We start from the raw sequence: 12771 nt of genomic DNA, 5'->3' as shown, positions 1-12771 counted from the left end.
GCCGCGCATCGAAAGAAGGAAGATCATCGCCGCTCGGGCCACGCCGGCAGCAGCGCGTCGCGGCCGTTCTCGCGGATCAGCACGAGCGGATAGCCGAAGGCATCGCTCGCGCGTGCCGGCGTCAACACGTCGTGCACGGGGCCCGCCCACGCGTGGCCGCGGCCGTCGAGCAACAGCGCGTGCGTCGCGAAACGCCGCGCGAGATTCAGGTCGTGGCACGAGAACAGCACCGTGCGCGGGCCCGCGTCGAGCCATGCATTCAGCGCGGTCAGGCCATCGATCTGGTGATGCAGGTCGAGATGGGCGAGCGGCTCGTCGAGCAGCATCAGCGGCGCATCCTGGCACAGCGTCGCGGCCAGCGCGACCCGCTGCCGCTCGCCGCCCGACAGCGACAGCACGTCGCGCGACGCAAGCGCGGTCAGCCCGAACGTCGCCAGCGCATCACGCGCGGCCGCGCGGTCGCCGTCGCGCTCCCAGCCCCAACCGCCGAGATACGGAAAGCGGTTGAGCAGCACCGTGTCGAATACCGTCGCGCTGAACGCGTCGTGCAGTTGCTGCGGCATCAGCGCGCGGCGCCGTGCGAGCTGTTCGGGCGGCCATGCGGCGAGCGGCCGGCCGTCGATCTCGACCTGGCCGCCGGCCGGCCGCTGCAACCCCGCGAGCGTCGCGAGCAGCGTCGTCTTGCCTGCGCCGTTCGGCCCCGCGATGCACCAGATCTCGCCGGGCCGGAAGGCCTGCGTGAAGCCGTCGAGCAAGGTACGATCGCCCACCTTCAGCATCAGGTCGACCGCCGCGTAGCTGATGCCGCCGTCGGTGTGCGGCGTGGCATGCGTCATCGCATCGGTCTCCTCAGCAACATCCACAGGAACACCGGCACGCCGATCAACGCGGTCATCACGCCGACCGGCAATTGCGCGGGCGCGATCGCGGTGCGCGCGAGCAGGTCGGCCGCCATCACGCCGCCACCGCCCGCGAGCATCGCGGCAGGCAGCAGCATGCGCTGGTCGTTGCCGAACGCGAGCCGCAGCGCATGCGGCACGACGAGGCCGACGAAGCCGATCGTGCCGGCCGTCGTCACCGCGGCGGCCGCCGCCAGCGACGCGACGAGGTAGATCCGCATGCGCAGTCGCGCGACCGGCACGCCGAGCGCGAGCGCGGTCGCGTCGCCGCGCAGCAGCACGTTCAGCTGCGGCGCGGCGGGCAGCGCGACGCACGCGGCCAGCAGCAACGCGCCCCATGCGAACCATGGCGCCGTCACGCCATTCAGGTCGCCCGTCAGCCAGAAGATGATGCCGCGCAGCCGCGCATCGGGCGCGAGCGACAGCAGCAGCGTGACCAGCGCGCCCCACCCGGCCGCGATCACGACACCCGTGAGCAGCAGCCGCGGCGACGCGTCGCGTGAATCGCCGCGCCACAGCTCGCGGCGAGCCAACCCGAGCACGAGCGCGACCGACACGAGCGAACCGGCGAACGCGGACGCATCGACGAGCCACCACGCGGCGCCCGCGATCATCGCGACGAGCGCGAACCCGGCTGCACCGCCGGACACGCCGAGCACGTACGGCTCCGCGAGCGGATTGCGCAGCAGCACCTGCAGCAGCGCGCCGGCCAGCGCGAGCAGCGCGCCGCACGCGAAGCCCGCGAGCGCGCGCGGCAGCCGCAGCGTGCGCACGATGTCGGCGAACAGCGCGTCGCCGCCGTGCGGCACGAGCGACGCGAGCGCCTGCCACGGCGACATCGGCACGCTGCCGATCGACAGCGACGCGACGAACAGCAACGCGACCACGGCCGCCAGCCCGGCCCAGATCGCTGCGGCACGCGCGGCGCTCATGCGGGGCACGACACCGCGCATGACACGCGAAGCATCGACTTACCGCTGTTGCCGGCTGCGCTTCGGAGTGTTGTAGACATACGCAAGCTCGTCATCCTTGTCGAACTGATGGGTGGGTGCGTGCGCGGACGTACCGCGACGCGGTGAGGTCATTGCACGCGGCCAGCGCGACGATCCCGTCGCCGCCGAGCCGCGTGCCGCCCGCATCATGGCCCGCACGATTCAGGCGCCACGCGCCGCAGAACGAGCGCGTCACGATCATCGACGCCAACGCCACGCACGGTGATCGGCATCCCGATTCCGCGTTTCGCCAACGGCGTCCCGCGACGCGGCGACCGGCCGCACGTCGGTCGCACCAACCTGCCAGGACCGCACCCCTTCGCGCCGCCGCTTCGCGCGGCCGACGTTCTGCGCAATATAGTGGAAGCCGCCGCATCGAGTCGATTCGCGCCGCACTTGCGCCGCTGCCGCGCACGGCTTGCGCACCGCCGGACGCGAACGCGAGCGGCACTGCCGGGCCAGCGCTCACGCGCGCGGCGATGTCCTGCTCATTGAACACCGTGGGTTGCGAAATCGTGTTCACGCGCGCATCGGGCGCGATTACGACAACTTGCGCCGGCGATGATGTGTCGGCAAGCCGCGCGGAAGGCGCTGCCACCGTGACGTCGCGCGTCGTCACCGATCCGGACGAACCGGCATCCGCCGCGCTCGGCGCAACGGCAAGCGACAACCCGCGGCGCGCGCCGAGCGCCATGCGGACGATTGGGGTCAGCATCGAAGACAAGTTCCGTGAAGCACTTGCGCGCCCCGCCTCCCCGCGGGCCGCACGTCATGAAGCCCGTGCAGGCTCCTCGCCTCGGCCGGTATCCGGGCTGGCGGTGTTCCGGCTCGCCTTCCCGCGCGTGTGAAGCGCAGTGGCCCGCGCCCGCGTGCGACACCTGCACGCGAAACGCGCCCGAGCCGACCTGCGTCAGGCGACGCGGCCGCTTACCGTTGCGGGGGCAGCGCAGGTTGGCGATCGTCTGGCGAAGCGCGCCCTGCTTCCCGTTTAACCGCGCGACGCACGCGCGAGCACCGAGGCGGCGCCAGTTTAGGAGCGGGCCGCGCGAGCGTCAAGAAAGCCGCGAAACGCATGCGCAGCGCGTGCCGGACACGCATATTCGCGGCAAGAAGCCGGGGTGTTACGACTGGAAACGTTACAGATGTCGGAATGCGCGTTATTCCGCGCTAAAATGCTGGGTCTTTAGAGGACGCAGCAGATGCTCAACGAACTCGAAACCTTATCTCAAAATATTGGCCGTCTGATCTCGCTGAACAAGCGCTATCACTCGGAACGGCTCGCGCTCGAGGAGCAGGTCGCGCAAATGCGCGCGGAAGCGGACACGGTCCGCGCGGAACTCGCGCAACTGCGCGAGGAACGCAATGCGCTCGCAGCCGAGCGCGACACACTGTCGGCAAAGATCGACGACGCCCAGGTCAAACTGAACGCGATTCTCGAAAAGCTGCCGCGCACGAAGAGCGCCGAGCCAGCCGACAACCAGCTCGATCTGCTGGATGCGCAGGCGCGCACGGATAGCGACGACGCGGCCAGCCACGGAGAACATGCATGAGCACCAAGCAGATCGAAGTCTCGATTCTCGGTCAGCCCTATCGGCTCGCCTGTTCGGCCGAGACCGAAGCGGCGCTGCTCGAAGCCGTCGCGCGCGTCGACGCCGAAATGTCGAAGATCCGCGCGAACAGCTCGGTACGCGGCACCGACCGCATCGCGGTCATGGCCGCGCTGTCGCTCGCATCCGAATTGCTGCGGCTGCAAACGAGCGTGCGGCACGGTGAAGCATTTCCTGCGGAAGAAATCCGTCGTACAATGCACCAGATGAACGAACAGCTCGGCGCGGTGCTCGCACAGCACGAGACGCAGTAACGTTTGATCGATGCGTCGATTCCCCTTGATCTCGGCGATCAACGGTGGTCAAATTGGCGCAACGAAACACAGTTCAGTCAGCTTCCCTGCCTGGTTCGCCAAGGTCATATATTCCTTGAACCAATGCCATGTGCACGGTTGCGGAAATTTGTAGCACGGGCGCGCGCGTCACTCTGTCTGATGTACCCGATGTGCTGCTAACTGCGACCAATTCTGAACCCCAGGTTCAGGATGCCGGCCTAGCGGCCAAGGCGGGGACCTATCCAACGGCATCGGGCGCGTCCCGATGCCGTTTCCTTTTGTAGCAGCCTCTTTCTGCGTCGATCACGATCCATGCAATACTGGCTGATGAAGTCCGAACCGGACGAAGCAAGCATCGACGATCTCGCGAACGCTCCGCAGCGCTCGCTGCCATGGACCGGCGTGCGAAACTATCAGGCGCGCAATTTCATGCGCGACACGATGAAGATCGGCGACGGCGTGCTGTTCTATCACTCGAGTTGCCCCGAGCCGGGCATCGCGGGCCTGGCCGAAGTCTCGTCGACACCCTATCCCGACCCCACCCAGTTCGATTCGCACAGCCCGTATTACGACCCGAAGTCGACGCAGGAAACGCCGCGCTGGTTGCTGGTCGATGTGCGCTTCGTGAAAAAGTCGCCGCTCGTGCCGCTCGCCGCGCTGCGCGAACACGACGAACTCGCCGACATGCGCGTGCTCGCACGCGGCAACCGGCTGTCGATCACGCCCGTCACGCGCACCGAATGGCGCTTCATCACCGAAAAGCTGATGAAGTAGGCGTGCGCAGCGGCGCACGCCAAACGTCAAATCCGGTCAACCCGCGCCACCACCACGGAACTCGCGGCGCGTTCGCGCAGCCTAAGCAACCGCTGTCGCCCGAGCGGGCCGACGGCCGTTTTTTCGTCGCGCGGTACGCCCGCGTCGCGCACGCGTGATCCGCGTGCGCGCCCTCGCACAAGGAGTCCAACAATGACCAGGAAATCCGCACTCGCGCTGTCGCTCGCCCTCGCCGCTGCCGTCCCCGTCGCGCTGACGCTCGCGTCGCCGGCTGCGCACGCGCAGACGGCGAACCCGCACTTTCCAGAGCCGGCCGGCGTGCTGTCGCTGTCGTCGCAGGCCAGCGCCGACGTGCCGCAAGACATCATCCACATCACGCTGTTCTACGAGCAGCAGGCGAAGGACCCGGGCAGCCTGACGTCCGCGCTGAACCAGCGCGCCGACGCGGCGCTCGCGCAGGCGAAGGGCGTGTCGGGCGTCACCGCGCACACCGGTGCGTTCTCGGTGTATCCGAGCACCGATCGCGACGGGAAGATCTCCGCATGGCGCGGCCGTACCGAAGTCGTGCTCGAGTCGCGCGATTTCGCGGCGGCGTCGAAGCTCGCGGGCCAGCTGTCGAACCAGCTGCAAGTTGCGAACGTCGAGTTCTCGCTGTCGCCCGAAGCGCAGCGCGCGGCCGAGCAGAAGCTCACGACCGAAGCGATCAAGTCGTTCCGCGCGCGCGCGGACGAAGCCGCGAAGGCATTCGGCTACAGCAGCTATTCGATCCGCGACGTGAACGTCGGCGGCGGCCGCAACGTGCAGCCGTACCCGCGCATGATGGCGATGGCCGCGGCGCCGATGGACAGCGCGAAGATGAGCGCGCCGATCTCGGTCGAAGGCGGCAAGACGACCGTGTCCGTCACCGTCAACGGTTCGGTGCAGATGAAGTAACGCGCATCGCGCTGCTGTCAGCAGATGCGAAAACGCCGGCCCGATGGCCGGCGTTTTTCGTTTGTGATCCTGCGCGCGATCCGCGTGCCGACCTTGTGCATCGGCATCGCATCACGCGCACACCACACGTCGCGCGTTACGCGACCGCATTCGCCGCGCGGCGGCGATACGCCCACACCAGCATCGCGATGCCCGCGAGGATCATCGGCAGCGACAGCCACTGCCCCATCGACAGGCCGAGTGCGAGCAGGCCGAGGAAGTCGTCCGGTTCGCGTGCGAATTCGACCGTGAAACGTGCGAGCCCGTAGCCGATCAGGAACAGCGCCGACACCGCGCCCATCGGCCGCGGCTTGCGCGCGAAGAAGAACAGCACGAAGAACAGCGCAATGCCTTCGAGCGCAATTTCATAGAGCTGCGAAGGATGGCGCGGCAGCATCTGGTACTGCATGAACACGTCGGCGAGATGCCACTTCTCGACGAGCGCCGGATGCTTCGGCAACCACGCCGCGTCGTCGCGCATCGCGCCCGGGAACAGCATCGCCCACGGCGCGCCCGGATCGGTCACGCGGCCCCACAGCTCGCCGTTGATGAAGTTGCCGAGCCGCCCGGCCGCGAGCCCCGTCGGCACCATCGGCGCGACGAAGTCGGTGACCTGCAGCCAGTTGCGCTTGCGCTGCCACGCGAACAGCACCATCGCGAGCGTCACGCCGAGGAAGCCGCCGTGGAACGACATCCCGCCTTCCCACACCTTGAACACGTCGAGCGGATGCGAGAAGTAGAAGTCGGCCTTGTAGAACAGCACGTAGCCGAGCCGGCCGCCGAGCACGGTGCCCAGCACGCCGTAGAACATCATGTCGTCGATGTCCTTCGCGGTCCAGCCCTGCGCCGCGACATGCGGCAGCTTCAGGCGGATCCGGCCGACGACGATCGCCGCGATGAAGCCGACGAGATACATGAGGCCGTACCAGCGCACGGCCAGCGGCCCGAGATGGATCGCTACGGGGTCGAAATTCGGGTGAATGATCATGGGTTAGCGATGAAGTTTTCGAATGCGGTACGGCGCTCGCACCGGCGCCGCACCGCGCATTGGACGGCGCCGGCGCGGCATCGTTCGCATCAAGTGGCGAGACCGTGCGCACGCACGACGTCGATGAAGCCTGCGAGCACGGGACTCACGTCGCCCGTGCGCCAGACGAGGCCCGTCTCGACGACCGGCGAAACGCCGGCGAGCGGACGGTAGACCACGCCGGTGCGCCGCAGGTTACGCAGCGACTGAGGCACCAGTGCGACGCCCATGCCGGCCGACACGAGGCTGACGATCGTCTGCATCTGGATCGCCTCCTGGCCGATGCGCGGGGTTTCCCCCGCCGCGCCGTAGCAGCCCGTAATGATGTCATAAAAGCCGGGCGCCAAACGACGCGGAAAGATCACGAGCGGCAGCGCGGCCAGGTCGGCCAGATGCACGGGTTCGTCCTCGGGCGCGTCGGGCGCCGCGGCCGCCGGCATCGCGACCACCAGCGGCTCGCGCAGCACCGGCAGGTACGACAGCCCGACCGCATGACGCGGCGGCACCGGCGGTATCACGAGCCCCGCGTCGATGCGGCCCGCGACGAGTTCGTCGATCTGCACGTCGCTCGTCGCCTCCGCGAGCTGCAGGCGCACCTGCGGATAGCGCGCGCCGAACGCGCGCAGCAGCGACGGCAGCAACCCGTAATCCGCGGTCGACACGAACGCGAGCGACAGCGAGCCGGCCTCGCCGCGCGCGAGGCGCCGCGCGAGCGGCGGCAGCGCGTCGGCCGACGCGAGCAGCCGGCGCACGTCGGGCAGCAGTGCCGCACCGACCGCCGTCAGCGCGACCGAGCGCTTGGTGCGCACGAACAGCGCGACGCCGAGTGCCTCCTCGAGCGCCCGGATCGCCTGCGACAGCGGCGGCTGCGTCATCGACAGGCGCTCGGCCGCGCGGCCGAAATGGCGCTCGTCGGCAACGGTCGCGAAATAGCGCCACTGGCGCAGGTCGGGCGTCGGATCGGCCATGCTTCACTCATTCGCAAAACGACTTAATAAGCGACAAATAATATATTGGACATCCCAAAGTGGAAACTCCATGCTTGTTTCATCCGAACCGGCACGCCGTTCGCGGGCGTCGCCAATACAACGATGGAGTCCCCCATGTCGTACAACCGTCGCTCGAAGCACATCACGCAAGGCGTGGCCCGTTCGCCGAACCGCTCGATGTATTACGCCCTCGGCTACCAGAAGGACGATTTCGACAAGCCGATGGTCGGCATCGCGAACGGCCACTCGACGATCACGCCGTGCAACTCGGGCCTGCAGCGGCTGTCGGACGCCGCGGTCGCGGCCGTGAAGGCGGCCGGCGCGAACCCGCAGATCTTCGGCACGCCGACGATCTCGGATGGCATGTCGATGGGAACCGAGGGCATGAAGTACTCGCTCGTGTCGCGCGAAGTCATCGCCGACTGCATCGAGACCTGCGTACAGGGCCAGTGGATGGACGGCGTGGTGGTCGTCGGGGGCTGCGACAAGAACATGCCGGGCGGCATGATCGCGCTGGCGCGGCTGAACGTGCCGGGCATCTACGTTTACGGCGGCACGATCCGTCCCGGCCACTGGAAGGGTCGCGACCTGACGATCGTGTCGTCGTTCGAGGCGGTCGGCGAGTTCACGGCCGGCCGGATGTCGCAGGAGGATTTCGAAGGGGTCGAGCAGAACGCGTGCCCGACGTCCGGCTCGTGTGGCGGCATGTACACCGCGAACACGATGAGCTCGTCGTTCGAGGCGCTCGGCATGTCGCTGATGTATTCGTCGACGATGGCGAACCCCGACGAGGAGAAGGTCGATTCGGCCGCCGAATCGGCGCGCGTGCTGGTCGAAGCCGTGAAACGCGACCTGAAGCCGCGCGACATCATCACCAAGGCGTCGATCGAGAACGCGGTGTCGCTGATCATGGCGACCGGCGGCTCGACCAACGCGGTGCTGCACTATCTCGCGATCGCGCACGCGGCCGAGGTCGACTGGACGATCGACGACTTCGAGCGCATCCGCCAGCGCGTGCCCGTGATCTGCGACCTGAAGCCGTCGGGCCAGTACGTCGCGACCGACCTGCACCAGGCCGGCGGGATCCCGCAGGTGCTGAAGATCCTGCTCGATGCGGGCTTGCTGCACGGCGACTGCATGACGATCACCGGCCGCACGATCGCCGAGGAACTGAAGGACGTGCCGGGCGTGCCGCGCGCGGACCAGAAGGTGATCTTCCCGATCGACCGCGCGCTGTACAGGCAGGGCCATCTCGCGATCCTGAAGGGCAATCTCGCGGAAGACGGTGCGGTCGCGAAGATCACCGGCCTGAAGAACCCGGTGATCACGGGCCCCGCGCGCGTGTTCGACGACGAGCAAAGCGCGATGGACGCGATCCTCGGCGACAGGATCCGCGCGGGCGACGTGCTCGTGCTGCGCTACCTCGGCCCGCAGGGGGGCCCCGGGATGCCTGAAATGCTCGCGCCGACGTCGGCGATCATCGGCAAGGGGCTCGGCGAGTCGGTCGGCTTCATCACCGACGGCCGCTTCTCGGGCGGTACTTGGGGCATGGTGGTCGGCCACGTCGCGCCCGAAGCGTTCGTCGGCGGCACGATCGCGCTCGTGCAGGAAGGCGACTCGATCACCATCGACGCGCACCGACTGGTGCTGCAGCTGAACGTCGACGACGCGGAGCTCGCGCGCCGACGCGCCGCGTGGAAGCAGCCGGCGCCACGCTACACGCGCGGCGTGCTCGCCAAGTATGCGGCGCTCGCCCGCCCGGCGAACCAGGGCGCCGTCACCGGCTGATGCGCGTCGGCGGTCATGCGCCCCGATTGCAGACGGCCGACCGGGAAACGCGCAAAACGTGCTTTTGCTTTGCTTTTATAATGCGCGAACCGTGAAGCCGGCCATCCCCGCCGGCGGAGAACCGCATGAAACAGACGATATTGCGCGCGCTGTTCGTGACGCTGCTGACCGGCAGCGCCGCGGCGGCGCACGCCGACCAGGCCGGCGACGGGCTCGCGCTCGCGCAGCGCAAGAACTGCATGGCCTGCCATGCGGTCAGCAAGCCGCTGATGGGCCCGTCGTTCCACGACATCGCCGGCAAGTATGCGGCGCGCACCGACGCCGTCGATTACCTTGCTCAGTCGATCGTGAAGGGTAGTGTCGGTGTGTGGGGCGGCGTGCCGATGCCCGCGAATACGCAGCTGACGAGCGCCGAAGCGCACACGCTCGCGCAATGGGTGCTGTCGCTGCATTGAGCCGGGTGATCCGGCGCGCGCACGCGCCGTGTGCGGTGCGCTTTCGCCCGCCCTGTTGCCCCGCGCTGCCAACGGGCCGGTGGGGCCGGTGATCTCGTCGACGACGACCGGAACCGCGCCCGCGGCCCCGGCGCACGAAACGACCGTCCGTTCAGCCTGAATGACCGGTCCGGCGGCGGGCGATCTCTTCGTCGACCGCGTCGCGAACCCAATCCATCACTTCCGTTTCGAGCGCCAGCGCGACTTCGCGCGTGATCTGGCCGACCAGCCAGGCCGTATGGTCGTGCAGCGCGTCGCGGCAGCGGGCCTCGATGGCCTCGCGCCCGTCCCCGCTCAGATAATTCGTCAGCCGATTGCGCAGACGCTCGGCGATATGCTGCGCGTCCTCCGGTGTCAGCGCGGCGGCCACATGCGGATCCGGTGGTTGCGACGCGTCGGGAGCGCGGTCCGGCAGCCACGCGGCTGCAGCCAGCCCGGCAGCGGCCGGCAGGACCGCCTGCGGCAGCACCGCGTCGTCGGCATGGACGGCCGGCTCGCGCGGTGCCGCGGCGAAAGCGGGCTGTCGAGCATCGTCGGCAGCGAGCGCCGACCGCAGCGGCGCATGCATCGCAGCCGATTCCTCGGTGACGACGTACTCGGCGGCACCGGATGCGGCCGGTGCGTCGCTATCGCCCGTCGCGCCCGCATCGCCGGGCAGCTCGACGGCCGGGACGTCAGGTGTCGGCACCGGTTCGACCACCACGGATTCGGGGTCGGCTCCCGTGTGTTGCAACGGGACGGTTGCAGTGGCTGCGTGATCCGGCGCGACCACCTCGGTCAGCACCGGAACGGCGGCATCGTCGCGCGGCGACGCATCGGTCGCGGACGAACGCGGCGGCACCGGCTTGCCCGGCACCAGCACGTCGGTCAGCGTCGGGATCGAGGATGATTCGGCTTGTGTCACGGCAACGCTCCGTCGACGGTTTCGGTCAGCTGCCCTGCTTGTAGTTGTTCAGCGCGTATCCGCGATCGCGGTAGAAGCGGTAGCGGTCGCGGCCCGCGGCCAGCTCGTCCGGCGCATTGCCGACCACTTCGAGCAGGCGCTCGAAGCGGGCGAACTGCGCGGGCACGGCCGCGCCGAGGTTCAGCAGCACGTGATGATGCGGCGCCTGGTCGAGGTCGGCGGTCAGCACGATCGGCGTGCCGGCCGCGTGCGCGCTGTCGACGCCGCAATGCGGGATGAAATCGAGCGGCGAAAACGTCCAGAGCTGCTCGTCGAGTGCGCGCAAGCGCGCGGGTTCCGCGAGCACGACGACCGGCTGCCCGGCCAGGTAGGCCTTGCGCAGCAGCCGGCACGCGTACGCGAGCGAATCGCCGACGTTCGAATGGAAATCGATTCGCGTCATTGCTCGCGTACCCGCATCGTCGTGAGACCCGCCATCACTGGCCGGCGCGGTCGATCAGGAACTGCGCGAGCAGCGGCACCGGACGGCCGGTCGCGCCCTTCGCGGCACCACCCTTCCATGCGGTACCGGCGATGTCCAGGTGCGCCCACGGATAGTTTTCGGTGAAGCGCGAGAGGAAGCACGCAGCCGTCACGGCGCCGGCCGGACGCCCGCCGATGTTCGCGATGTCCGCGAAATTCGACTTCAGCTGATCCTGGTACTCGTCGTCGAGCGGCATGCGCCATGCCGGGTCGTTCGCTTCGCGCGAGGCGTCGAGCAGTTCGCCCGCGAGCGCATCGTCCTTCGAGAACAGGCCGCTGTTGTGGCCGCCGAGCGCGATCACGCACGCACCCGTCAGCGTCGCGACGTCGATCACCGCGGCTGGCTTGAAGCGCTCCGCGTAGGTCAGCGCGTCGCACAGGATCAGGCGGCCCTCGGCGTCGGTGTTCAGCACCTCGATCGTCAGCCCCTTCATGCTGGTGACGATGTCGCCCGGCTTCGTCGCGTTGCCGCCCGGCATGTTCTCGCAGGTCGGCACGATCGCGACGACGTTGATCTTCAGGCCCATTTCGGCAACTGCACGCATCGTGCCGAGCACCGAACCCGCGCCGCACATGTCGTACTTCATCTCGTCCATGCCCTCGCCCGGCTTCAGCGAGATACCGCCCGTGTCGAACGTGATGCCCTTGCCGACCAGCACGACCGGCGCGGCCTTCGCGGCGGCGCCCTGGTAGTGCAGCACGATGAACTGCGGCGGCTCGACCGACGCACGCGCGACCGACAGGAACGACCCCATCTTGAGCGCCTGGATCTGCTTCAGGCCGAGCACCTCGGCCTTCAGGCCCCAATCCTTCGCGATCTGCTTCGCGGTGTTGCCGAGATAGGTCGGCGTGCACACGTTACCCGGCAGGTTGCCGAGGTCGCGGGTCAGGTCCATCCCGTTCGCCAGCGCGACAGCCTGCTTGATCGCCAGCTTCGCCGCCTTTTCGTCGGACGGATCGACGCTGAACACGACGCGCTTGAGCGTATGCGACGCCGGCTCCGGCTTGCTCTTCATCTGCGTGAAGCGGTACGTCTCGTTGCGCAGCGCGAGAATCGCCGCGCGCACGCCCCAGTCGGAGCCGCGCTCGTCGACCGGCAGTTGCGCGAGCGAGAACGTGACCTGGACGACCTTGGTCGCCAGCAGTGCGCGCCACGCGGCCGTCACTGCGTCGTTGTAGGCTTTCTGATTGAAAGCATCCTGCTTGCCGAGGCCGACGAGCAGCACGCGCGACGCGCCGATGCCCGATACTTCGTGCAGGAACAGGGTCTTGCCGCGCTTGCCGTCCATGTCGCCGGCCTTCACCACGCGCGAGATCAGTCCCTTGGTGGCCGTGTCGATGTCGAGCGCCGCGCCCGAGAGGGTCTGCGCCTCGAAAATGCCGAGCACGATGCAGTCGGACTTCCCGGTCAGGAACCCCTTGGCCTCGCCTTTGCTCCAATCACAGCCTTTTATGCTAAAGTCCATCGCGCTTGTCCTCGGATAAAATCTGGGCTAAGGATGAAAGCCGCAATTATCCGCTATTTTTC

At 68.2% G+C, this 12771-nt stretch carries 14 protein-coding genes, 1 other RNA gene and 1 riboswitch; of the genes, 7 read left to right on the top strand and 8 right to left on the bottom strand.

All coding sequences use genetic code 11. The features are described from left to right. Nucleotides 1-23 precede the first annotated feature (23 nt). From GEM_RS04840 to GEM_RS04830, 3 genes are all read right to left on the bottom strand, one after another. Nucleotides 24-836, bottom strand: coding sequence for an ABC transporter ATP-binding protein (locus tag GEM_RS04840; protein ID WP_014896328.1), 813 nt, complete (start codon nt 834-836; stop codon nt 24-26). Next, nucleotides 833-1831 (bottom strand): FecCD family ABC transporter permease, encoded by a 999-nt coding sequence (locus tag GEM_RS04835; protein ID WP_041490454.1) that lies wholly within the window; start codon nt 1829-1831, stop codon nt 833-835. Before GEM_RS04835 ends, GEM_RS04840 begins: the two co-directional genes overlap by 4 nt. 91 nt (nt 1832-1922) lie before the next feature. After that, nucleotides 1923-2606 carry a hypothetical protein gene (locus tag GEM_RS04830; protein ID WP_014896326.1) on the bottom strand — a complete coding sequence of 228 codons (684 nt, stop codon included), beginning with the start codon at nt 2604-2606 and terminating at the stop codon, nt 1923-1925. Nucleotides 2607-2671: 65 nt separating this feature from the next. Next, a riboswitch (cobalamin riboswitch) is annotated at nt 2672-2925 on the bottom strand. Between the two features lie 165 nt (nt 2926-3090). On the opposite strand from GEM_RS04830, the gene GEM_RS04825 reads away from it, so the two are divergent. The 5 genes from GEM_RS04825 to GEM_RS04810 all read left to right on the top strand — a co-directional run bounded on the left by GEM_RS04825 (nt 3091) and on the right by GEM_RS04810 (nt 5480). Further along, the gene (locus GEM_RS04825; RefSeq protein WP_014896325.1) at nt 3091-3441 is read left to right on the top strand and encodes an ATPase; all 351 of its coding nucleotides are present in this window, start codon (nt 3091-3093) and stop codon (nt 3439-3441) included. Beyond that, entirely contained in the window at nt 3438-3752 is a 315-nt protein-coding gene (locus tag GEM_RS04820; RefSeq protein ID WP_011885730.1) for a cell division protein ZapA, read from the top strand. Before GEM_RS04825 ends, GEM_RS04820 begins: the two co-directional genes overlap by 4 nt. A gap of 80 nt (nt 3753-3832) precedes the next feature. After that, nucleotides 3833-4014, top strand: a non-coding RNA gene (gene ssrS, locus GEM_RS29505) — 6S RNA. 71 nt (nt 4015-4085) lie between these two features. Further along, nucleotides 4086-4547 (top strand): EVE domain-containing protein, encoded by a 462-nt coding sequence (locus tag GEM_RS04815; RefSeq protein WP_014896324.1) that lies wholly within the window; start codon nt 4086-4088, stop codon nt 4545-4547. Between the two features lie 192 nt (nt 4548-4739). After that, on the top strand, nt 4740-5480 hold the full coding sequence (locus GEM_RS04810) for an SIMPL domain-containing protein (protein WP_014896323.1): 741 nt from the start codon (nt 4740-4742) through the stop codon (nt 5478-5480). 136 nt (nt 5481-5616) lie between these two features. On the opposite strand, the gene lgt is transcribed toward GEM_RS04810, so the two are convergent. Then, nucleotides 5617-6507 carry a prolipoprotein diacylglyceryl transferase gene (gene lgt / locus GEM_RS04805; protein WP_014896322.1) on the bottom strand — a complete coding sequence of 297 codons (891 nt, stop codon included), beginning with the start codon at nt 6505-6507 and terminating at the stop codon, nt 5617-5619. Between the two features lie 89 nt (nt 6508-6596). After that, complete coding sequence (locus GEM_RS04800) at nt 6597-7514, bottom strand: LysR substrate-binding domain-containing protein (RefSeq protein WP_014896321.1); 918 nt, start codon at nt 7512-7514, stop codon at nt 6597-6599. A 135-nt stretch (nt 7515-7649) separates the two neighbouring features. Between GEM_RS04800 and ilvD the strand changes: the two genes are divergently transcribed. Together ilvD and GEM_RS04790 are read left to right on the top strand one after the other, a co-directional pair. Beyond that, nucleotides 7650-9323 carry a dihydroxy-acid dehydratase gene (ilvD, locus tag GEM_RS04795; RefSeq protein ID WP_014896320.1) on the top strand — a complete coding sequence of 558 codons (1674 nt, stop codon included), beginning with the start codon at nt 7650-7652 and terminating at the stop codon, nt 9321-9323. 125 nt (nt 9324-9448) lie between these two features. Next, on the top strand, nt 9449-9778 hold the full coding sequence (locus GEM_RS04790) for a c-type cytochrome (protein ID WP_014896319.1): 330 nt from the start codon (nt 9449-9451) through the stop codon (nt 9776-9778). A 151-nt stretch (nt 9779-9929) separates the two neighbouring features. Here the strand turns inward: GEM_RS04790 and GEM_RS04785 are convergent, their stop codons facing one another. The 3 genes from GEM_RS04785 to GEM_RS04775 are packed head-to-tail and all read right to left on the bottom strand — an operon-like array spanning nt 9930 to nt 12709. After that, nucleotides 9930-10721 carry a DUF2486 family protein gene (locus GEM_RS04785; protein ID WP_014896318.1) on the bottom strand — a complete coding sequence of 264 codons (792 nt, stop codon included), beginning with the start codon at nt 10719-10721 and terminating at the stop codon, nt 9930-9932. Nucleotides 10722-10746: 25 nt separating this feature from the next. Continuing rightward, nucleotides 10747-11163 (bottom strand): DNA polymerase III subunit chi, encoded by a 417-nt coding sequence (locus GEM_RS04780; RefSeq protein WP_014896317.1) that lies wholly within the window; start codon nt 11161-11163, stop codon nt 10747-10749. 34 nt (nt 11164-11197) lie between these two features. Further along, entirely contained in the window at nt 11198-12709 is a 1512-nt protein-coding gene (locus GEM_RS04775) for a leucyl aminopeptidase (protein ID WP_014896316.1), read from the bottom strand. Nucleotides 12710-12771 lie beyond the last annotated feature (62 nt).

This window comes from Burkholderia cepacia GG4 (assembly GCF_000292915.1).
Taxonomy (GTDB): domain Bacteria; phylum Pseudomonadota; class Gammaproteobacteria; order Burkholderiales; family Burkholderiaceae; genus Burkholderia; species Burkholderia cepacia_D.
Note: the sequence above shows the minus strand (reverse complement) of the source record. Positions and strands in the feature narration are given on the sequence as shown.